Raw genomic sequence first — 20950 nt, 5'->3', positions numbered from 1 at the left:
CTTCGGAGGGCTTGGCCGTCGGACGTCGGTGATAGTTTCGAGGGGTGAAATACGCGAATACCGTCATCGACCTGGTGGGCAACACGCCCCTCGTCAAGCTCAACAGCGTCACCGAGGGAATCCAGGCGACGGTGCTCGCCAAGATCGAGTATCTGAACCCCGGAGGCTCGTCGAAAGACCGCATCGCGACGCGTATCATCGACGCCGCCGAGCGCGAGGGCAAGCTGAAGCCGGGCGGCACGATCGTCGAACCCACCTCGGGCAACACCGGCATCGGCCTCGCTCTTGTTGCGCAGCAGCGTGGCTATCGATGCGTGTTCGTGCTTCCCGACAAGGTCGGCGAAGACAAGCGCAACGTGCTCACCGCCTACGGAGCAGAGATCGTGGTGACGCCCACGTCTGTCGCGCCCGAAGACCCCAACTCCTACTACTCGGTCTCGGATCGGCTCGCTCGAGAGATTCCGGGTGCGTTCAAGCCGAATCAGTACTCCAACCCGAACGGTCCGCTCAGCCACTATGAGACGACCGGCCCCGAGATCTGGGCAGATACCGAGGGCAAGATCACGCACTTCGTCGCCGGAGTGGGCACCGGAGGCACCATCTCGGGAGTCGGACGCTACCTCAAAGAGGTGTCGGGCGGCGGCGTCACGATCATCGGTGCCGACCCAGAGGGCTCCGTCTACTCCGGCGGCACGGGCCGCCCCTACCTGGTCGAGGGCGTCGGAGAAGACTTCTGGCCCGAGGCCTACGACGCCAGCGTGGTCGACGAGATCATCGCCGCCAGCGACGCCGAGTCGTTCGCGCTCACCCGCCGGCTCGCTCGCGAGGAAGGCCTTCTCGTCGGCGGATCGTCGGGTCTCGCCGTCGCCGCTGCGCTCAAGGCGGCTGCGAAGCTCGGCCCAGACGACGTCGTCGTCGTTCTGCTCCCCGACGGCGGTCGTGGCTATCTGGGCAAGATCTTCAACGACAAATGGATGCGCAGCTACGGTTTCGCAGACGCCACCGATGAGGCCACGGTCGGCGACATCCTGAAGGCGAAGACCGGCGGACTGCCGGCGCTCGTGCACGCGCACCCCAGCGACACCGTGCGCGACGCCATCCAGATCATGACGAGCTACGGTGTCTCGCAGCTGCCCGTGCTGTCGGCAGAGCCGCCGGTCGTGATGGGTGAAGTCACGGGTTCGCTCAACGAGCAGAGCCTGCTCGAGGAGGTCTTCTCGGGCCGGGCCTCGATGACCGACCATGTCGGGGCCTTTGCCAGCGATCCTCTGCCGCTCATCGGCATCCATGAGTCTGTCGCGTCGGCGCGTCGTTTTCTCGGCAAGGCGGGCGCTCTGCTCGTGACCGACGACGGCAAACCCGTGGCCGTGATCACCCGGCACGACCTCCTCACCTTCCTCAGCGAATAGTTCGCTGGCGAATAAAACTCACCCGAAGAGACTTGACAGTAGACATGCCCCAGAAAAAGCAGCAGTTCGAGACCGTCGCCGTTCACGCCGGACAGGAGTTCGATCCGACGACCGGTGCGATCATTCCTCCGATCTACCAGACGTCGACCTTCGTGCAAGACGGCATCGGCGGCTTTCGCGGTGGCTATGAGTACGCGCGCGGCGGCAACCCCACTCGCTCGTCGCTCGAGACCCTTCTCGCCGCCCTCGAGGGAGCCAAGCACGGTCTGTCGTTCTCGTCGGGCCTCGCCGCCGAAGACGCGCTGCTGCGCGCCGTGCTCGAACCCGGCGACCACGTTGTGCTGGGCAACGACGTCTACGGTGGCACGCACCGTCTGATCAACCGCATCTTCGGTCGCTGGGGCGTCGAGAACGACACCGTCGAGATGATGAATCTGCAGGCCGTCGCCAAGGCGGTCATTCCGGGCAAGACGAAGGTTCTCTGGCTCGAGACCCCGTCGAACCCGCTCATGAAGGTCAGCGATGTCGCCGAGCTGGCCGAGATCGGCCATGCCGCCGGTGCACTCGTGGTGGTCGACAACACCTTCGCGTCTCCCTATCTGCAGCAGCCGCTGGCTCTCGGTGCCGATGTCGTCGTGCACTCGACCACCAAGTACCTCGGCGGCCACTCCGATGTGCTGGGTGGCGGGCTCGTTCTCGACGATGACGAGCTGCACGAGAAGGTGCGCTTTCAGCAGTTCGCGGCCGGCGCTGTCTCGGGCCCCATGGATGCCTGGCTCACCGTTCGAGGAATCAAGACTCTCGCCGTGCGCATGGAGCGACACAGCGACAACGCGCAGAAGATCGCGGAATACCTCGTGGGCCACCCCGCCATCGAGACGGTGTTCTACCCGGGACTCGAATCGCACCCGGGCCACGAGCTCGCCAAGCGGCAGATGCGTCGCCCGGGCGGCATGCTCTCACTCACCTTCAAAGCCGGTCCGAAGGCGGCCCGCAAGTTTGCCGAATCGACGAAGCTCTTCTCGCTCGCCGAATCGCTCGGCGGCGTCGAGTCGCTGGTGGGCTACCCCACAGAGATGACGCACGCCTCGGTCAAGGGAACGGCGCTCGAGGTGCCGGAGAACCTCATTCGCCTCTCGGTCGGCATCGAGGGTGCAGACGACCTGCTCGCCGACATCGAGCAGGCTCTGCCCAAGAAGTAGGGGCCCCTTCGGCCTTGGGCCGTCACTTTCGTCTTCGCGGATGAGGAAATACTGGGGTTCCCCGTGTGTCGTGCACTGGAGCATCCGCGTGTCGCGGTTTTTTCCTCATCCGCGATGGCTGGACGATGTCGCCCAGGAGCGCAAGCCCCAGTCGCGTAGGTGTGCGAGAGGCGTAGCGTCGCCCTCATGCAACCAAGCGATATCTCCTGGAACGACGAAGCCCGCGCGAAGATCCTCGAAGACAGCGATCGAGTGTTGCGCAATGCCGTGCTCGAACTGGCCAAGTCTTCGGAAGGACGTTCGTCGGACGAGGTCTACGCTGATCTGTTCTCAGCGTTGAAGGACAAGTTTATCGACTTCGAACCCGGCCCGGACATCCGCACCTACGCAGATGCCATCGTGGCAGGAGACTTTGCCGAATAACAGCCCCTTCCCTCCGGTCCGCCACCTTCGCGGATGAGGAAGAATTTCGGGCTTTCCGTGTGTCGAGCTCATCAAGCTCCGGGTGTCGCCGCTTTTTCCTCATCCGCGTAGAGGGGAGGCGTGCCCTAGGGTCAGGTATGAGCGAAACGACATCCACGCCCGGCCTGCTGCGCCTCGGCGTGATGGCCACGTCACGCAAGGCCGACGAACGGCGCCTCCCCATCCACCCCGCCCACCTCGAGCGCATCGATGCAGATCTGCGGGCGAACATGCTCCTGGAGCGCGGCTATGGCCTGCGCTTCGGCATCCACGACTCCGAACTCGAGCCACTCGTCGGATCGATGGCCACGCGCGACGAGATCATCGAGCGGGCCGACGTGGTGCTGCTGCCCAAGCCCCAAGCATCCGATCTCGAAGACCTGCGCGACGGCCAGGTTCTGTGGGGATGGCCGCACTGCGTTCAAGACCGGGCCATCACCCAGCTCGCCATCGACAAGCGGCTCACCCTCATCGCGTGGGAGGCCATGAACCACTGGCAGGCAGACGGCGGATTCGGGCTGCACGTCTTTCACAAGAACAACGAGCTCGCCGGATACTGCTCGGTCATCCACGCGCTGCAGCTGTGCGGCTCGACGGGTGACTACGGTCGCCGGCTCACAGCGGTGGTGATCGGATTCGGCGCGACCGCGCGCGGGGCCGTCACCGCGCTCAACGCCCACGGCATCCACGATGTGCGGGTGCTGACCAACAGGGGGATCGCGGCCGTGGGATCGCCGATTCCGTCGGTCGACATCATCCAGTTCGAGCACAACGACTCCGCGCCCTTCGAGAGCACGGTCAACACGGAAGAGGGGCCGGTGCTGCTCGCTCCTTTTCTCGCCGAGAACGACATCGTCGTCAACTGCACACTGCAGGATCCGAACGCGCCGCTCACCTATCTGCGCACCGAAGACCTCAGCATGTTCCGCGGAGGCAGCCTCATCGTCGACGTGTCGGTCGACGAGGGCATGGGCTTCGAATGGGCGAAAGCCACGACGTTCGCCGACCCGATGTTCACGGTCGGAGACTCGACCAACTACTACGCGGTCGATCACAGCCCGTCGCTGCTGTGGAACTCGACCACCTGGGAGATCAGCGAGGCTCTGATGCCCTTCGTTCGGACGGTGATGGAGGGCTCGTCGTCGTGGGCCGAGTCGGAGACGATCCGGCGTGCCATCGAGATCGAGGGAGGCCTCGTGCGCAACGAGGCGATCCTCGAATTCCAGAAACGTTCAACCGAATACCCCTATCCGGCGGTGCAGTCATAACCTAGCGTCGACGATGAGACCGGGGTGCGACGCGCGTGGTCCCCCGGGTGGATGTGCTCCTCCCCTCGCCTTTTCTACGGTGGAGACATAGCCCACACGTCATCCCGAAAGGCGCCATGGAACAGCTCACCGATCTCCTCGTGGGAGCCGTCTCGTCGCCGTGGGTTCTTCTCGTCGTCTTCGCCGTCTGCATGCTCGACGCGTTCTTCCCGCCCGTACCCAGTGACATCGTGCTCGTGGCAGCCGTGGCGGTCGCCGTCGCGGGGTCCCCGGCACTGCTGGTTCCGCTCGTTCTCGTCGCAGCGGTGGGCGCGATCGTCGGCGACAATATCGTGTACGCGATCGGCCGGCGGGTGGGCGCCACGAGATACCGATGGATGCGCAGCCGCCCGATGCGGGCGGCCATCGCGGGCGCGTCGACACAGCTGCGGGTGCGGCCGGCGAGTCTCATCATCACGGGCCGGTACATTCCCGTGGGCCGCATCGCCGTGAACCTCACGGCGGGCAGCGTCGGCCTCTCGCGTCGCACGTTCGTGCCGCTCAGCGTCGTGGCCGGCGTCTCGTGGTCGCTGTACATGTTCGTCGTCGCGCTCATCGCGTCGACGTGGATCCAGGACAACCCACTCCTCTCCGCCTTGATCGCCGCCGTCTCCGCGGTGCTGCTCGGGCTGCTCATCGACCGCGTGATGGCTCGGGCGGCCCGGCGGGCGACCCTGAAACGGGATGCGCGGGAGCCCGAGGCGGTGGCTCTGCCGGCCGCGCCATCCGGTGATAGAGCTGTCGGCGATCTCGCTGTCAGCGCCCCGTTGTAGCGTGGATTCATGACCTCTCGCATCGCTCCTTACGGAACATGGACCTCGCCGATCAGTGCTGAATCCCTTGCGGGTTCAGGGCATCCGGTCGGCGGCGGAGCCTATGCAGGTGACGAGGTGTGGTGGCAAGAGCTGCGGCCCACCGAGGGCGGCCGTCTCTCGATTCGTCGCGCCGGTGCCGACGGCGAGCCGGTCGACGTGCTTCCGGTTCCCTTCAACGCCCGCACCCGGGTGCACGAATACGGCGGGGGAGCGTGGACCGTGACCGGCCTCGCCGACGGCCCGCCGGTTCTCGTCTTCGCGAACTTCGACGATCAGCGCGTCTACCGGCTCGATGTCGACACGGTCGATGCCGTGCCCAGCCCGCTGACCCCGGAGGGGCTCGGCATGCGTTTCGCGGAGCTTCAGCAGCGCGGGGCCGAGATCATCGCGGTTCGCGAGACGCACAGCGACTCCGGGCTCTCCCGCGACATCGTCGCCATTCCGCTCGACGGCAGCGCGGCGAGCGACGCGGGGCGCATCCGGTCGATCGTCTCTGGCTCGCACTTTCTCGCGTCGCCGCGCATCTCGCCCGACGGCACGAAGCTCGCGTGGATCGCATGGGAGCATCCGCAGATGCCGTGGGACGGCACGGAACTGCGGGTCGGGGCCATAGACGAGGGCGGCCGCGTGATCGACTGGCGCACCCTGGCGGGCAGCACCACCGAATCGGTTCTGCAGCCGGAATGGCGAGGCGACGACGAACTCTTCGTGATCAGCGACCGCACGGGCTGGTGGAACCTCTACCTCGTCGAGGTCGCGGGCGCAGAGCTGCGCCCTCTGCACGCGGCGTCGTTCGACTTCGGCGGTGCGCTCTGGATGCTGGGCACCACCTGGTACACCGTGCTCGACGCCGACAGGCTGCTGACGGTGCGCACCTTCGGCACCGATCAGGCCGCGATCCTCGATGTGCGAACGGGCGAGCTCACCGATCTGCCCCTCGACATCGACTCCATCTCGTTCGGCGCCCGCCGCGGTGAGCGCATCCTGGTCACGGGCGGCAGCGCTGTTCTGGCGTCGGGCCTCCGAGAGCTCGACCTGCAGACTCGCGCGCTCACCGACATCCGCCTTTCTGTCGACGATCTGCCCGATCGGGCGTATCTGCCCACGGCCGTCGCCCGCACCTTCGGAACCGAAGAGCGGCCGGTGCACACCTTCGTGTACGAACCGGCGAACCCCGACTTCGCGGCTCCGGCGGGCGAGCGGCCGCCGTTCGTGGCGTTCGTGCACGGGGGCCCGACCAGCCGCACGGTGCCCGCCGTGAACCCGACGATCGCCTACTTCACGTCGCGCGGCATCGGCGTCGTCGACATCAACTACGGCGGCTCAACAGGGTACGGCCGCGAGTATCGCGACCGCCTGCGCGGGCAGTGGGGCATCGTGGATGTCGACGACACGGTCGCCGCCGTACGCGGGCTCGCAGAGGCAGGCATCGCCGACGGCCACCGGTTGGCGATCCGCGGTGGGTCGGCGGGCGGGTGGACTGTGCTGGCCTCGCTGACGCAGTCCGACGTCTTCGCCTGCGGCGCCTCCTACTTCGGGGTCGCCGAGCTCACCCTGTTCGCGGCAGAGACGCACGACTTCGAGTCGCGCTACCTCGACGGGCTGGTCGGCCCGCTGCCTGAGGCGGCCGATCTCTACGAACAGCGGGCGCCGCTGAACAACGTCGACGGACTGTCGTGCCCGGTGCTGCTGCTGCAAGGACTCGACGACAAGATCGTTCCTCCCTCACAGGCGGAGCGTTTCAGGGACGCGCTCCAGGCGAAGGGCCTGAGGCACGCGTATCTCGCCTACGAGGGCGAGTCGCACGGGTTCCGGCGCGCATCCACGATCATCTCGGCCACCGAGGCCGAGCTCTCGTTCTACGGACAGGTCATGGGCTTCGTTCCGGTCGACGTTCCGGTGTTGCCGTTGGAAGACTGAGATAGAGGCGTCGTAACGTGAGGTCATTCGGCGCACGATCGGGCAACGCTGTCGTAGCCTGCTAGGGCAGTGCGCACAACGAAGCCTCGCGTCCCGATCAGGGACACGCCTGCGACATCGCTATCCGTGGAGTCGCGCCATCGCGGCTTCCCTATTCGAGGAGCACACCGCCATGGTCACCATCACGAACGCTCGCCACATGGGCGCACAGGTCGTTCCCGCCCGAACGGAGTTCTGTCGATGACACAGCTCGCCTTCTCGATCGACAGCACTCGTTTCGACGAGGACTATCGCCCTCTCGGCACCACGCGCATCACCACGAACTTCGCCAACCTCGCCCGCGGCGAGAACCGCCTGCAGAATCTGCGCAGCACGTTCACGATGATCGACGATCGCATCAACGAGCTGGTTCACGGCGGCAGTGACGACGGCGATCGATACTCGGTCGAACTCGACATCGTCTCGGTGAGCGTCGATGTCGACGGCAAGGGTCTTCGCGATGCTGTGCCGCTGATCGAGGTGCTGCAGACCACCATCGTCGATCGACTCTCCGGCGAACGCATCGAAGGCATCGTGGGCAACAACTTCTCGTCGTATGTGCGGGACTACGACTTCAGCATCGTGTTGCCCGCGCACAGCGCAGATCCGTCGGCCGATGGACTGCCGCCCGGTTTCGGAGAATTGCACGGCAATCTGTTCAAGAGCTTTCTGCACTCCGAGGCCTACTCGCAGCGCTTCACAAAGGCGCCCGTCATCTGCCTGAGCGTCTCGAGCAGCAAGACCTACTCGCGCACCGACAACCAGCATCCGATTCTGGGCGTCGAATATCGACAGAGCGCGTACTCGCTCACGGATGCCTACTTCGAGAAGATGGGGTTGCGGGTGCGCTTCTTCATGCCGCCCAACAGCGTGGCGCCTCTGGCCTTCTATCACCTCGGTGATCTGCTTCACGATTACACAGACCTCGAGCTGGCCGCGACGATCAGCACGATGGAGACCTTTCAGAAGATCTACCGACCCGAGATCTACAACGCCCACTCCGCAGCCGGGGAGACGTATCAGCCGAGTCTGACCAATCCCAGCTTCTCGACGACGTCGATCGTCTACGACAGGGAGGAGCGCAGCAGGCTTGCGATCGAGCAGGGCCGGTTCGCCGAGGAGCATTTCATGAAGCCCTATAAGACCACGCTCGAAGACTGGTCAGCAGAATTCGCGGTTCAGTCTGCCGATCTGAAGGGAGCACGGTCGTGAACAATCTTCTTCCCACCACGACTGCCGGAAGCCTGCCCAAGCCCTCGTGGCTCGCACAGCCCGAGAAGCTCTGGTCACCGTGGAAGCTGAGCGGTGACGAGCTGACGGAGGGCACGCACGATGCGCTTCGCCTCTCACTCGACGATCAGCGCCAGGCGGGCATCGACATCGTGAGCGATGGCGAGCAGACCAGGCAGCACTTCGTCACCACCTTCATCGAGCACCTCAGCGGGGTGGATTTCGAGAAACGGGAGACGGTCAGAATCCGCGACCGCTACGACGCATCCGTGCCGACTGTGGTGGGCGCAGTGAGCCGCGAGAAACCGGTCTTCGTCGACGACGCCCGGTTTCTTCGAGGCCAGACCGATCAACCCATCAAGTGGGCTCTGCCCGGACCGATGACGATGGTCGACACCCTCTACGACGCTCACTACAAGAGCCGCGAGAAGCTGGCGTGGGAATTCGCGACCATCCTCAATCAGGAGGCCAGGGAGCTGCAGGCTGCGGGCGTCGACATCATCCAATTCGATGAGCCCGCATTCAATGTCTTCTTCGACGAGGTGAACGACTGGGGCGTCGCCGTTCTCGAGAAGGCGATCGAAGGGCTCACCTGCGAGACCGCGGTGCACGTCTGCTACGGCTACGGCATCAAAGCCAACACCGACTGGAAGGAGACCCTGGGCGCCGAATGGCGTGAATACGAAGGGATCTTCCCCAAGCTGCAGGCGTCGGACATCGATATCGTCTCGCTCGAGTGTCACAACTCGCATGTGCCCATAGATCTGATCGAACTCCTTCGGGGAAAGAAGGTGATGGTCGGAGCCATCGATGTGGCGACGGCCACCATCGAGACGCCCGAGGAGGTCGCTCGTACCCTGCAGCGGGCTCTTGAGTTCGTCGATGCCGACAAGCTGTACCCCTCTACCAACTGCGGGATGGCACCCTTGCCTCGAAGCGTTGCCCGCGCGAAGCTCGCCGCCTTGGGCGCGGGCGCGGGCCTCCTGCGGGGTGAGCTGTCGTCTTAATTGTGCAGCGCCAGGGCTAGACCGTGCGCCGATGTCGGGTGCAGGCTTGGCGCACAAGGGGGCGACAGACATCATGACGATCAACGAGAAAGCACATGATTCGACCGAGGCGCAGCAGCCGGAGCTCAAGCGGGTCATGGGGCCGAAGCTGCTGCTTCTCTTCATCGTCGGAGACATTCTCGGCACCGGCATCTATGCCCTGACAGGCCAGGTGGCGGCCGAGGTCGGGGGAGCCGCGTGGATTCCCTTCCTCATCGCCTTCGGGGTGGCTCTGCTCACGGCGTGCTCCTACCTCGAGTTGGTGGGCAAGTATCCGCAGGCCGCGGGAGCAGCGCTCTACGTGCACAAGGCCTTCGGCATCCATTTTGTGACGTTCATCGTGTGCTTCACCGTGATGTGCTCGGGGCTCACCTCCGCCTCGGCCGCATCCGGCGCGTTCGCGAGCAACTTCGCTACCGGCTTCGGTCTCGACAGCACGAACCCCGGCATCCTGTTGGTCGTCGCGCTGCTCTTCATGGTGCTGATCATGGCCGTGAACCTGCGGGGCGTGGCCGAGAGCGTGGGGCTCAACGTGGTGCTGACCCTGGTCGAGCTGTCGGGGCTTCTGCTCGTGATTCTCATCGGATGCTTCGCCATCTTCGGCGGTGACGCCGATTTCTCGAGAGTGGTCGCGTTCGACACCCCGGAGGACAAGAGCATCTTCCTGGCGATCAGCACAGCGACATCGCTGGCGTTCTTCGCGATGGTCGGGTTCGAGGACTCGGTGAACATGGTCGAAGAGGTCAAGAACCCGAGCCGTATCTTTCCGAGAGCGCTGTTGTCGGGGCTCACCATTACGGCGATCGTCTATGTGACCGTGGCGATCATCGCCGTCGCCGTGGTGCCAGTCGGCGAGCTGGCCGGCAATGACACCCCGCTGGTCACCGTCGTGCAGACAGCAGCTCCCGACTTTCCGATCTCAGCACTGATTCCTTTCATCTCGCTGTTCGCCGTGGGCAACAGCGCGCTGATCAACATGATGATGGCGAGCAGGCTGCTCTACGGCATGAGCAAGAGGGGTGTGCTTCCGTCGTTCCTGTCGAAGGTGCACACAAAGCGGCAGACGCCGTTCGCAGCGATCCTCTTCACCACGGGCATCGCGCTCGCGCTCACGGCCTACGTATCTATCGATCCGAAGAACCCGCTCGTGATTCTCCTCGGCGGCACGACCTCGCTCCTGCTGCTCGCCGTCTTCGCGCTGGTCAATGTGAGCGTGCTCGTGCTGCGGCGCGAGAAAGTCGACCACGAGCACTTCACGACGCCGACCGTGCTACCCGTGCTGGGAGTGATCGTGTGCGTGTACCTGGTGCTGCCGTGGTCGTCGGGCAGACCTGTCGAGCAGTACGAGATCGCCGGGGTTCTGCTCGGTGTCGGAGTCGTTCTGTGGGCTATCGGTCGCCTTGCGAAGTCGCGATCGACGGCATCCGACGCGACACGCCGAGGGCGCTGAACGCCGCATCTTTTTTGGAAAGATTTTTCGGCGCCGAGTTATCCACAACGGTCGAGATCACCCGTGAATTTCAGGCATTTTTCTTGTGGACAAACGGTTGATAACCATGTGCACTCGTTGTGGAGAATTACACGGGTGTAACACTTCATCTAGTGGCACTCGAAGAGGCCGATCCCTATATGTAGTATTGAACTCCCGGCACGGTGACGGGGCCGAACGGTCCGATATTCACCTCGCCAGCACCAAAACCAATACAGAACATTCCACCCATCTCCTTCGTCTGAAAGGCGCATTTTCATGGCAATCACGGTTTACACGAAGCCCTCCTGCGTGCAGTGCACGGCTACCTACCGCGCTCTCGAGAACAAGGGCCTCGAGTACGAGATCTTCGATGTGTCTGTCGACGAGAAGGCTCTCGCCGCCGTCAAGGAGCTCGGCTACCTGCAGGCTCCTGTCGTCATCACCGACAACGACCACTGGTCGGGATTCCGCCCCGACAAGATCGATGAGCTGGCCCGTCTCGCCGGCTAGTCTCCCCGTGCCACTCGCCGAGGTGGTCGACACGATCCCCACCCTGTCGAACCTGGTCTACTTCTCGTCTGTGTCGGGCAACACCCACCGCTTCATTGAGAAGCTCGGGATGCCAGCCGATCGCATCCCTCTTCATAAATGGCAGCCGAGACTGATGGCCACCGAACCCTACGTTCTCGTGCTTCCCACCTACGGTGGGGGCACCGAGGGCGGGGCGGTTCCCAAACAGGTGATCTCGTTCCTCAATGACGAGCACAACAGATCCCTGATCCGCGGAGTGATCTCTGCGGGCAACACCAACTTCGGGGAAGCCTTCTGCAAGGCGGGAGACATCGTCTCCCGCAAGTGCGCAGTTCCCCACCTCTACAAATTCGAAGTATTCGGAACCCCGGACGACGTCACCGCCGTCCACGATGGATTGGAAGCGTTTTGGACGTCCCCACAGCAGCAGTAGAGCACAACCGCATCGAGACCCCTGGTCAGGTGCAGATGGATTACCACTCGCTGAACGCGATGCTGAACCTCTACGGCCCGAACGGCGAGATCCAGTTCGACAAAGACAAAGAGGCCGCCAGGGAGTTCTTCCTGCAGCACGTCAACCAGAACACGGTCTTCTTCCACTCGCTGCGCGAGCGCCTCGACTACCTCGTCGAGAAGGAGTACTACGAGGCCGCGACCATCGAGCAGTACTCGTTCGAGTTCATCACCAAGCTCAACGACCTCGCCTACTCCAAGAAGTTCCGCTTCGACACGTTCCTCGGCGCGTTCAAGTACTACACCTCGTACACGCTGAAGACGTTCGACGGAAAGCGCTACCTCGAGCGCTTCGAAGACCGCGTCGTGATGACGGCCCTCGGCCTCGCCGGCGGCAACGAGCAGCTCGCGATCAACCTCGTCAATGAGATCCTCGGCGGCCGCTTCCAGCCGGCCACCCCCACGTTCCTCAATACAGGCAAGGCGCAGCGCGGCGAGCTCGTCTCCTGCTTCCTGCTGCGTATCGAAGACAACATGGAGTCGATCTCCCGCGCGATCAACTCAAGCCTTCAGCTCTCCAAGCGTGGTGGCGGCGTGGCGCTGCTGCTCTCGAACATCCGCGAATCCGGCGCACCGATCAAGCAGATCGAGAACCAGTCCTCAGGAATCATCCCCGTGATGAAGCTGCTCGAAGACTCCTTCAGCTACGCCAACCAGCTCGGTGCCCGCCAGGGTGCCGGCGCGGTCTACCTGCACGCCCACCACCCCGACATCATGCGCTTCCTCGACACCAAGCGTGAGAACGCCGACGAGAAGATCCGCATCAAGACGCTGTCGCTCGGTGTCGTTGTTCCTGACATCACCTTCGAGCTCGCGAAGAAGGGTGAGGACATGTACCTGTTCTCGCCGTACGACGTCGAGCGCGTCTACGGAGTGCCCTTCGGTGACATCTCGGTGAGCGAGAAGTACCACGAGATGGTCGACGACTCACGCATCAAGAAGACCAAGATCAAGGCCCGCGACTTCTTCCAGACGATCGCCGAGATCCAGTTCGAGTCGGGCTACCCGTACATCATGTTCGAAGACACGGTGAACGCGGCCAACCCCATCAAGGGCCGCATCAACATGTCGAACCTGTGCTCCGAGATCCTGCAGGTCAACACCCCGACCACCTATAACGAAGACCTTTCGTACAAGGAGATCGGCAAAGACATCTCGTGCAACCTCGGCTCGATGAACATCGCCCTGGCCATGGATGCGCCCGACTTCGGCCTCACGGTCGAGACGGCGATCCGGGGCCTCTCCGCGGTCAGCGACATGAGCCACATCACGTCGGTGCGCTCGATCGAAGACGGCAACGACAAGTCGCATGCCATCGGCCTGGGCCAGATGAACCTGCACGGCTACCTCGCTCGTGAGCGCATCTTCTACGGCTCCGAAGAGGGCATCGACTTCACGAACATCTACTTCTACACGGTTCTGTTCCACGCCCTGCGTGCCTCGAACCTGATCGCGATCGAGCGGGGCGTCAAGTTCGAGGGCTTCGAGGACTCGACCTACGCATCCGGCACCTTCTTCGACAAGTACACCGACGCCGAGTGGGTGCCCGCCACCGACCGCGTTCGCGAGCTCTTCGACACGGCCGGGGTACACATCCCGACGCAGGCCGACTGGGACCAGCTGAAGGCATCCGTCATGGAGCACGGCATCTACAACCAGAACCTGCAGGCCGTGCCGCCCACCGGGTCGATCTCGTACATCAACAACTCCACGGCATCGATCCACCCGATCGCGGCGAAGATCGAGATCCGCAAGGAAGGCAAGCTGGGCCGCGTCTACTTCCCGGCCCCGTTCATGACGAACGACAACCTGGAGTACTACCAGGACTCGTACGAGATCGGCGCAGAGAAGATCATCGACACCTATGCCGCGGCAACGCAGCACGTCGACCAGGGCCTGTCTCTGACGCTGTTCTTCAAGGACACGGCGACCACTCGTGACATCAACAAGGCGCAGATCTACGCATGGCGCAAGGGCATCAAGACGATCTACTACATCCGTCTTCGCCAGATGGCCCTCGAGGGCACCGAGATCGAGGGATGTGTCTCTTGCGCTCTCTAGCGCAGAGGGCATCTTCTGGTTCGACAAGCTCAGTCAACGAAAGAAAATAAGGTCATGGTCGAGAAGCTCAAGCTCGTGTCGCACGTCAATGCGATCAACTGGAACAGAATCCAGGACGACAAAGACGTCGAGGTGTGGAACCGACTCGTCAACAACTTCTGGTTGCCCGAGAAGATTCCGCTCTCGAACGACGTGCAGTCGTGGAACACGCTGACGCCCGCAGAGCAGCAGCTCACCATGCGCGTCTTCACCGGGCTCACCCTGCTCGACACCATCCAGGGCACAGTGGGCGCGGTCAGCCTCATCCCCGACGCGATCACGCCTCACGAAGAGGCCGTCTACACGAACATCGCGTTCATGGAGAGCGTGCACGCCAAGAGCTACTCGTCGATCTTCTCGACGCTCTCGAACACCAAAGACATCGACGAGGCGTTCCGCTGGTCGACCGAGAACGAGAACCTTCAGAAGAAGGCTCAGATCGTCATGGACTATTACACGGGTGACGACCCCCTGAAGCGCAAGGTCGCATCGACCCTGCTCGAGTCGTTCCTGTTCTACTCGGGCTTCTACCTGCCCATGTACTGGTCGAGCCGCGCCAAGCTCACGAACACGGCTGACATGATCCGCCTCATCATTCGCGACGAGGCCGTGCACGGCTACTACATCGGCTACAAGTTCCAGCGCGGACTCGAAACGGTGAGCCAAGAGCGCCGCGACGAGATCAAGGACTACACGTTCTCGCTGCTCTACGAGCTCTACGACAACGAGGTTCAGTACACGCAAGACCTCTACGACGAGGTCGGTCTCACCGAAGACGTCAAGAAGTTTTTGCACTACAACGCCAACAAGGCGCTCATGAACCTCGGCTACGAGGCCATGTTCCCGAAGACGGTCACCGACGTGAACCCGGCCATCCTGTCGGCGCTCTCGCCGAACGCAGACGAGAACCACGACTTCTTCTCGGGCTCGGGCTCGTCGTACGTCATCGGCAAGGCAGTCGTCACCGAAGACGAGGACTGGGACTTCTAAGAGTCTTTCTCGAACAACGCCGAGCGCGGGTGTTCGCACCGACCGACGTGGCTAAGCCACCGCGGTCGGCGCGAATACCCGCGCTCGCCGCTTGAGTACACGCCAATTGGCTCATGCTGGCGGCGCTTGGCGCAGCAGCGCCCTCGCCGCCATGCCGATCACCGCGCTATAGGTGGGGTAGGCGAAGCGTACGTTCGCCAGCGTCGACACGTCGACTCCGGCGGCCATCGCCGTGGTCACCGACTGGATGACCTCGATTGCGTTCTCGCCCACCGCGTGCGCGCCGAGGATCAGTTCGCGTCGAGGGTCGGCGATGAGCTTCAGGAAGCCGGTCTCGCGGTCGTCGATGACGGCGCGGTCGACAGCCGAGAACTGTACCGTCGCGACCACGCAGGTGATGTCGCGCTCACGGGCCTCCGGCTCGGTGAGTCCGACGCCCGCGTAGTCAGGGTCGGTAAAGCCGCCCGCCGGCAGCAGATGATGCGGCGTTCGACGGTTCGCGCCCAGCACCGCGTTCTCAGCCGCCGCCTCGCCCTCGAACTGCGCAGCTTGCACGAGCATGTCCCGCCCGTTCGCGTCGCCGACCGCGAAGATGTGCGGCACGGCCGTGCGGAAGTACGCATCGGCCGGGATGGCCGAGCGCACGACCTCGACGCCCGCCTTCTCGAGACCGAGGTCCTCGACGTCCGCAGGCCATCCGGTCGCCATGATGACGGCGTCGAACTCGGACGAGCGCGCTGCGCCGGCCTCTCGCCACGTCAGCGTGATGCCGCCGTCGGATGCTCGGGCCAGGCTGTCGACGCCGTCGATGCCCGTGCGCACATCGATTCGCTGCGCGACGAAAGCGGATGCCACGGCTTCGGAGACCGACGGGTCGGACGGCATCAAGACCCGCGGCGCGAGGTCGAGCACGGTGACCTCGGAGCCGAAGGAACTGAACACGGTCACCAATTGAGCGCCCGTGTTGCCCGCTCCGATGACCGCGACGCGACGGGGGAGTGACGGCAGATCGAGAACGTGCTCGGGAACCGTGGCGAGCTCGGCGCCCGGGATCGGCAGTCGCCTCGAGTGTCCGCCGACACAGATGAGGATCGACGAGGCGGTGATGCGACGGCCGCTGTCAAGCACCAATGTCGAATCGTCGGCGAAGCGCGCCCGCCCCTCGTGGATCAGATGGATGCCCGCCTCGGCGAACCGTTCGGCCTCGCGCTTGATGGAGCGTACCCTGTCGACTCGCTGGCGCACTCGTGCCACCGTCGTCGCCCAGTCGATCGTGGGAGCCGCGACTTCGACTCCGTAGACGTCGGCGTTGCGCGTCTCTCGGATGAGGCGCGCGGTCTTGGCGAGCACCCGGGTGGGAACGCAACCCGTGTTCACGCAGGTGCCGCCGACCCGCTCCGCCTCGAGAACGACGACGCTCGCGCCGAGCTCGGCGGCCCGGAGCGCGGCGGCCGTTCCTGCGGGGCCGGCGCCGATGACGGCGACATCGTAGTGATCCCTGTAGTCAGTCATGGTGGGAGAGTAGCGCGGCCGACCACGAACGCGGCGGGGTTGCGCGCGAAACGGTGCAGCCGAGGGCTGGCCTCGTCGTATAGCAACGCCGACAAACCAGGGCTGCACAGAATCGCAATGGGGGCGCGGCGAGGCGAAGGCCAGCGTATGATTCTGAAGTTGTCCGCACCCGGGCTTCGTTCGCGCGACAGCGTCGCGCGGCTGGTTTTGATTCCGAAAGGCCCGTTCGTGGCTGAAACTGTCCGGGGCGATAACCCCTCTTCCTCCTCCGCGGCGCCCGTTGTCTCGCGCCGAGCCTGGCAGGCGCTCATCGTGCTGCTCGCCGGCATGTTCATGGCGCTGCTCGACACCACGATCGTCAACGTGGCGCTGCCGACGATCCGCACCACGCTCGATGCGAGTGAGGGCACGCTCTCGTGGATCATCTCGGGCTACGCGCTCGCGTTCGGTCTCGCTCTGATCCCGGCAGGCCGGGTCGGCGACCGCATCGGGCACAAGTGGGTCTTCTTCACCGGGCTCGCCCTGTTCACGATCGCCAGCTTCTTCTGCGGACTCGCGCAGAACGACGTGCAACTCGTCGTCGCGCGCGTTGTGCAGGGCCTCGCCGGCGGCATCTTCGTGCCCGCGGTCACCGCGTTCATTCAGCTCCTCTTTCCCGGTCGCGTGCGCGGCAAGGCGTTCGCCATCATGGGCGCTGTCATCGGAGTCTCCTCCGCCCTCGGCCCGATCATCGGAGGCTTGCTCATTCAGGCTTTCGGCGAGACCGATGGCTGGAGGCTCGTCTTCTGGGTCAACCTGCCCATCGGCATCGCGACGCTCGTGGCGGCGGCCATCCTGTTGCCGAAGCAGAGCAAGGAGGAGGCGAGCCACGCCGACCGTTCGGGACTCGACTGGATCGGCCTCGTTCTGGTGTCGGCGAGCCTCATCGCGCTGCTCGTTCCGCTGATCGAAGGACAGGACACGGGCTGGCCACTCTGGACGATCCTGTCGCTCGTCGGGGGCGCTCTGCTCATGGTCGCGTTCGGTGCGTGGGAGGTCGCTTACACGAAGCGAGGCCGCAGCCCGCTCGTTCCGCCGCGGCTGTTCTCACACCCGGCCTTCACCGGGGGAGTCATTCTCGCTCTCGTCTACTTCGCCGCGTTCACCAGCATCTTCTTCACGATCTCGATCCTCTGGCAGTCGGGCCTCGGCCACACGGCGCTGGAGTCGGGCATCGTGTCGATTCCCTTCGCGATCGGAAGCATCGTGGGCAGCTCGCAGAGCAACAGGCTCACCCAGCGCCTGGGCCGCACCGTGCTCATCATCGGCACCCTGCTGGTCGTCGTCGGCCTGGCCTGGCTGTGGCTCGTGCTGCTGCTCACCAACGCCGCCGATCTCACCAACTGGCTGCTCATCGCACCGCTGCTCATCGCCGGCCTCGGCAACGGGCTCTTCATCGCCCCGAACGCACAGTTCATCGTGGCGACCGTCGATCCGCGCGAGGCGGGCGCGGCCAGTGGTGTGATCGGCGCGGTTCAGCGCATCGGCAGCGCGGTAGGCATCGCGGTGATCGGCAGCGTGTTCTTCGGCAGTCTGGTGATCGGCGGCAAGACAGCGGATGCCGTGGCCACCGGATTCACAGATGCTGCGGCCGCCGCAATGGTCGTCTCACTCGGCTTCGCGGTGCTCGCGTTCCTGCTGGTCTTCGCGCTTCCGCGCCGCACGAACACGGGGCACTGACCCGCTCGCGCTGATCGAGTAGCGCTCGCGACGAAGGAGCAGCGCGTATCGAGATCACTCGCGAGGGTCTCGATACGCTCGTTCCTCGCTACTCGACCAGCGCAGAGCGCGAGGAGATCAGGTGGTCGAGCGGGCCTCGTCGTAGGTGGCGCGTGACGTGCCGATCTCGAGCGCGGATGCCTCGAGCAGGTCGGCGAGGCTGCGCAGGTTCTCCGCGACGACAGTGCCGAGAGCAGTGAGGGAGTACTCCACGCGGGGCGGAATAGTGGAGTGCACCTCGCGCGTGACCATTCCGTCGCGCTCGAGCGTCTGGAGCGTCTGAGAGAGCATCTTCTCGCTGACTCCCTCGACCTTGCGGCGCAGCGCGTTGAAGCGGAAGTCGCCTTCGCCGAGCGCGAGGAGGGCGAGGCTCGACCATTTCGTCGACACGTCTTCGAGGGCGGCGCGTGACATGCAGGCGCGCGCGAAGACAGAGGTCACGAGCTCGTTGCTCGGAGTTTCCTGATCTGTCATGTCTTCATCGTAGCCCGTGCTGCGCATTCGTGGGTACTGTGTAATAGTTAGTGCTACACGAATGAAAGCCCGCGACAAAGGAGATAATCATGACCACATACGCCGTCACCGGAGCATCAGGATCGTTCGGCCGCCACGCCGTCGCCAGCCTCATCGAGTCGGGAGTCGCCCCGAGCGACATCGTCGCCCTCGTTCGCACCCCCTCGAAGGTCGCCGACCTCGCCGAGCAGGGCGTGCAGGTTCGCACGGCCGACTACTCGGCTCCCGACACTCTCCCCGAGGCGCTCGCGGGCGTCGACGCTCTGCTGCTGGTCTCCGGCAGCGAGGTGGGCCAGCGCGTCGCACAGCACAGCAACGTCATCGACGCGGCCAAGGCCGCCGGTGTCTCGCGCATCGTCTACACGAGCGTGCTGCGCGCCGACACCTCCGAGCTGATTCTGGCCGCCGAGCACAAGGCGACCGAAGAGGCGCTGCGGGCATCCGGCGTCGCCTTCACCATTCTGCGCAACGGCTGGTACATCGAGAACTATCTCGGCCAGGTCGAGCAGTCCAAGGCCATGGGCGAGATCGTCGGCGCCTCGGGTGACGGCCGTATCTCGGCCGCGACCCGCGCTGACTTCGCAGCCGCAGCAGCAGCGGCCCTCGTGCAGCCCGGCCACGAGAACGCGGTCTATGAGCTGGGCGGCGCTCCCACTTTCACGATGACCGAGTTCGCGGCAGCCCTGTCGGCGGCGACGGGTGCGACCATCGTCTACCGCGATGTGACCCCCGAAGAGCACACGGCGATCCTCGAGAGCGTCGGACTCGACGCGGGAACGGCCGGCTTCGTGACCGCTCTCGAGGTCGGAACGAAGCGCGGCGACCTGTTCACCGACTCCGACGACCTGCAGCGCCTGCTTGGCCGCGAGTCGACCCCTCTCGCGGAAGCCCTCGCGTCTGCCGTCAAGTAGAGCCGACTCGAACGCGGGTGTTCCCGCCGAGCGCCGTGGCCCCGTCGCCGCGCTCGGCGGGAACACCCGCGCCAGGGGTGCAGGAGTCAAGGAGGGCAACCCCCAGCTTGTGAGGAACTAAACTCTCCTGTGGACGATCGCTCAGTTTGCGAGCCGCACCCCACGAACACAACTCGATAGGAATCTCCGTTGGACGGAAACGCTACGACGACTCACCGCAATGTCGCACTTCTGTCGGTCGCAACCACCATGGCGACCCGAATCACGACATCAGCCGAGATCGATCGTCGCCTCGCTCCCGCGCTCAAGCGCCTGAAGCTTCCGACCGGACTCCTGCAGCGCGTCGCGGGCGTGCACGAGCGCCGCAACTGGGGCGAGGGCCAGACCTTCGACGACGCCGCCATCGAGGCGGGCAAGAAGGCGCTCGCCGAGGCGGGAATCCGCCCCGACCAGGTGGGCCTGCTCATCAACACCTCGGTGACCCGCAAGCACCTCGAGCCCTCTGTCGCCGTGCGCATCCACCACGGTCTGGGCCTGCCCAGCTCAGCCACCAACTTCGACATCGCCAACGCCTGCCTCGGCTTCGTGAACGGCATGGCGCTCGCCGGCCAGCTTATCGACGCCGGCCAGATCGACTACGCCGTGATCATCGACGGCGAAGACGCCGACGAGATCCAGGTCAACACCATCGAACGCCTGGGCCGCGAGGGCATCAAGCGCAAAGACTTCATGAGCGAGTTCGCGAGCCTCACGCTGGGCTCGGGTGCCGCGGCGGCCGTGATCGGCCGGGCCGATCTGCATCCCGAGGGCCACCGCATGCTCGGCGGCATCACCCGCGCGGCCACCCAATTCAACGACCTCTGCGTCGGCAGCGTCGACGGCATGTTCACCGACGCGAAGGCGTTGCTGAAGGGCGGCATGGAACTCGTGGTCAGCGCCTGGAAAGACGCGAAGCGCCAGTGGAGCTGGTCGCACATGGACCGCTACATCATGCATCAGGTCTCGTCGGTGCACACCAACGCCATCGTCAAGGCTGCGAACCTCGACGCCACCCGCGTTCCCGTCACCTTTCCACTGCTGGGCAACGTCGGCCCTGCATCGATCCCGATCACGCTCGCCCAAGAGGCCTCGAAGCTCGTGCGGGGCAACCGCGTTCTGCTGATGGGCGTCGGCTCGGGTCTCAATACCTCCATGATGGAGATCGCCTGGTGAGTCACGGCT

18 protein-coding genes are annotated in these 20950 nt (G+C 64.5%); 16 read left to right on the top strand and 2 right to left on the bottom strand.

Going from position 1 to position 20950, the window contains the following annotated elements:
* Positions 1–44: 44 nt before the first annotated feature.
* From B9Y86_RS03025 to nrdF, 13 genes are all read left to right on the top strand, one after another.
* Positions 45–1409, top strand: coding sequence for a cystathionine beta-synthase (locus B9Y86_RS03025; protein WP_085482784.1), 1365 nt, complete (start codon positions 45–47; stop codon positions 1407–1409).
* 44 nt (positions 1410–1453) lie between these two features.
* A complete protein-coding gene (locus B9Y86_RS03020; protein WP_085482782.1) occupies positions 1454–2611 on the top strand; it encodes a cystathionine gamma-synthase in 1158 nt (385 codons plus the stop codon).
* Between the two features lie 186 nt (positions 2612–2797).
* Positions 2798–3034, top strand: a complete 237-nt coding sequence (locus B9Y86_RS03015; RefSeq protein WP_085483748.1) for a hypothetical protein — start codon at positions 2798–2800, stop codon at positions 3032–3034.
* Between the two features lie 137 nt (positions 3035–3171).
* The gene (locus B9Y86_RS03010) at positions 3172–4341 is read left to right on the top strand and encodes a N(5)-(carboxyethyl)ornithine synthase (protein WP_085482780.1); all 1170 of its coding nucleotides are present in this window, start codon (positions 3172–3174) and stop codon (positions 4339–4341) included.
* Between the two features lie 116 nt (positions 4342–4457).
* Positions 4458–5153: a DedA family protein gene (locus B9Y86_RS03005; protein WP_085482778.1), complete on the top strand. Its 696-nt coding sequence runs from the start codon at positions 4458–4460 to the stop codon at positions 5151–5153.
* A 9-nt stretch (positions 5154–5162) separates the two neighbouring features.
* A complete protein-coding gene (locus B9Y86_RS03000) occupies positions 5163–7115 on the top strand; it encodes a prolyl oligopeptidase family serine peptidase (protein ID WP_085482776.1) in 1953 nt (650 codons plus the stop codon).
* A 240-nt stretch (positions 7116–7355) separates the two neighbouring features.
* Positions 7356–8366 (top strand): putative oxygenase MesX, encoded by a 1011-nt coding sequence (locus B9Y86_RS02995; protein WP_085482774.1) that lies wholly within the window; start codon positions 7356–7358, stop codon positions 8364–8366.
* The gene (locus B9Y86_RS02990; protein ID WP_085482772.1) at positions 8363–9391 is read left to right on the top strand and encodes a methionine synthase; all 1029 of its coding nucleotides are present in this window, start codon (positions 8363–8365) and stop codon (positions 9389–9391) included. Before B9Y86_RS02995 ends, B9Y86_RS02990 begins: the two co-directional genes overlap by 4 nt.
* Positions 9392–9464: 73 nt before the next feature.
* Positions 9465–10880: an APC family permease gene (locus B9Y86_RS02985; RefSeq protein WP_085483746.1), complete on the top strand. Its 1416-nt coding sequence runs from the start codon at positions 9465–9467 to the stop codon at positions 10878–10880.
* Positions 10881–11177: 297 nt separating this feature from the next.
* Positions 11178–11411, top strand: a complete 234-nt coding sequence (nrdH, locus tag B9Y86_RS02980) for a glutaredoxin-like protein NrdH (RefSeq protein ID WP_044441583.1) — start codon at positions 11178–11180, stop codon at positions 11409–11411.
* Between the two features lie 43 nt (positions 11412–11454).
* Complete coding sequence (gene nrdI / locus B9Y86_RS02975) at positions 11455–11865, top strand: class Ib ribonucleoside-diphosphate reductase assembly flavoprotein NrdI (protein ID WP_139824747.1); 411 nt, start codon at positions 11455–11457, stop codon at positions 11863–11865.
* A 35-nt stretch (positions 11866–11900) separates the two neighbouring features.
* Positions 11901–14006, top strand: coding sequence for a class 1b ribonucleoside-diphosphate reductase subunit alpha (nrdE, locus tag B9Y86_RS02970; RefSeq protein ID WP_085482770.1), 2106 nt, complete (start codon positions 11901–11903; stop codon positions 14004–14006).
* A gap of 54 nt (positions 14007–14060) precedes the next feature.
* A complete protein-coding gene (gene nrdF, locus B9Y86_RS02965) occupies positions 14061–15035 on the top strand; it encodes a class 1b ribonucleoside-diphosphate reductase subunit beta (protein WP_055924138.1) in 975 nt (324 codons plus the stop codon).
* 111 nt (positions 15036–15146) lie between these two features.
* Here the strand turns inward: nrdF and B9Y86_RS02960 are convergent, their stop codons facing one another.
* A complete protein-coding gene (locus tag B9Y86_RS02960) occupies positions 15147–16547 on the bottom strand; it encodes a dihydrolipoyl dehydrogenase family protein (RefSeq protein WP_085482768.1) in 1401 nt (466 codons plus the stop codon).
* Positions 16548–16775: 228 nt separating this feature from the next.
* On the opposite strand from B9Y86_RS02960, the gene B9Y86_RS02955 reads away from it, so the two are divergent.
* Positions 16776–18266 carry an MFS transporter gene (locus B9Y86_RS02955; RefSeq protein ID WP_244894604.1) on the top strand — a complete coding sequence of 497 codons (1491 nt, stop codon included), beginning with the start codon at positions 16776–16778 and terminating at the stop codon, positions 18264–18266.
* A 117-nt stretch (positions 18267–18383) separates the two neighbouring features.
* Here the strand turns inward: B9Y86_RS02955 and B9Y86_RS02950 are convergent, their stop codons facing one another.
* Positions 18384–18779 (bottom strand): winged helix-turn-helix transcriptional regulator, encoded by a 396-nt coding sequence (locus tag B9Y86_RS02950; protein ID WP_085483742.1) that lies wholly within the window; start codon positions 18777–18779, stop codon positions 18384–18386.
* An 89-nt stretch (positions 18780–18868) separates the two neighbouring features.
* Here B9Y86_RS02950 and B9Y86_RS02945 point away from each other — a divergent pair, with 89 nt between their 5' ends.
* A complete protein-coding gene (locus B9Y86_RS02945) occupies positions 18869–19729 on the top strand; it encodes an SDR family oxidoreductase (protein WP_085482764.1) in 861 nt (286 codons plus the stop codon).
* A gap of 189 nt (positions 19730–19918) precedes the next feature.
* Positions 19919–20941, top strand: coding sequence for a 3-oxoacyl-ACP synthase III (locus B9Y86_RS02940; protein WP_078713245.1), 1023 nt, complete (start codon positions 19919–19921; stop codon positions 20939–20941).
* Positions 20942–20950 lie beyond the last annotated feature (9 nt).

Source organism: Agreia pratensis, from assembly GCF_900177685.1.
GTDB lineage: Bacteria > Actinomycetota > Actinomycetes > Actinomycetales > Microbacteriaceae > Agreia > Agreia pratensis.
This window is presented reverse-complemented; position numbering and strand designations above follow the sequence as displayed.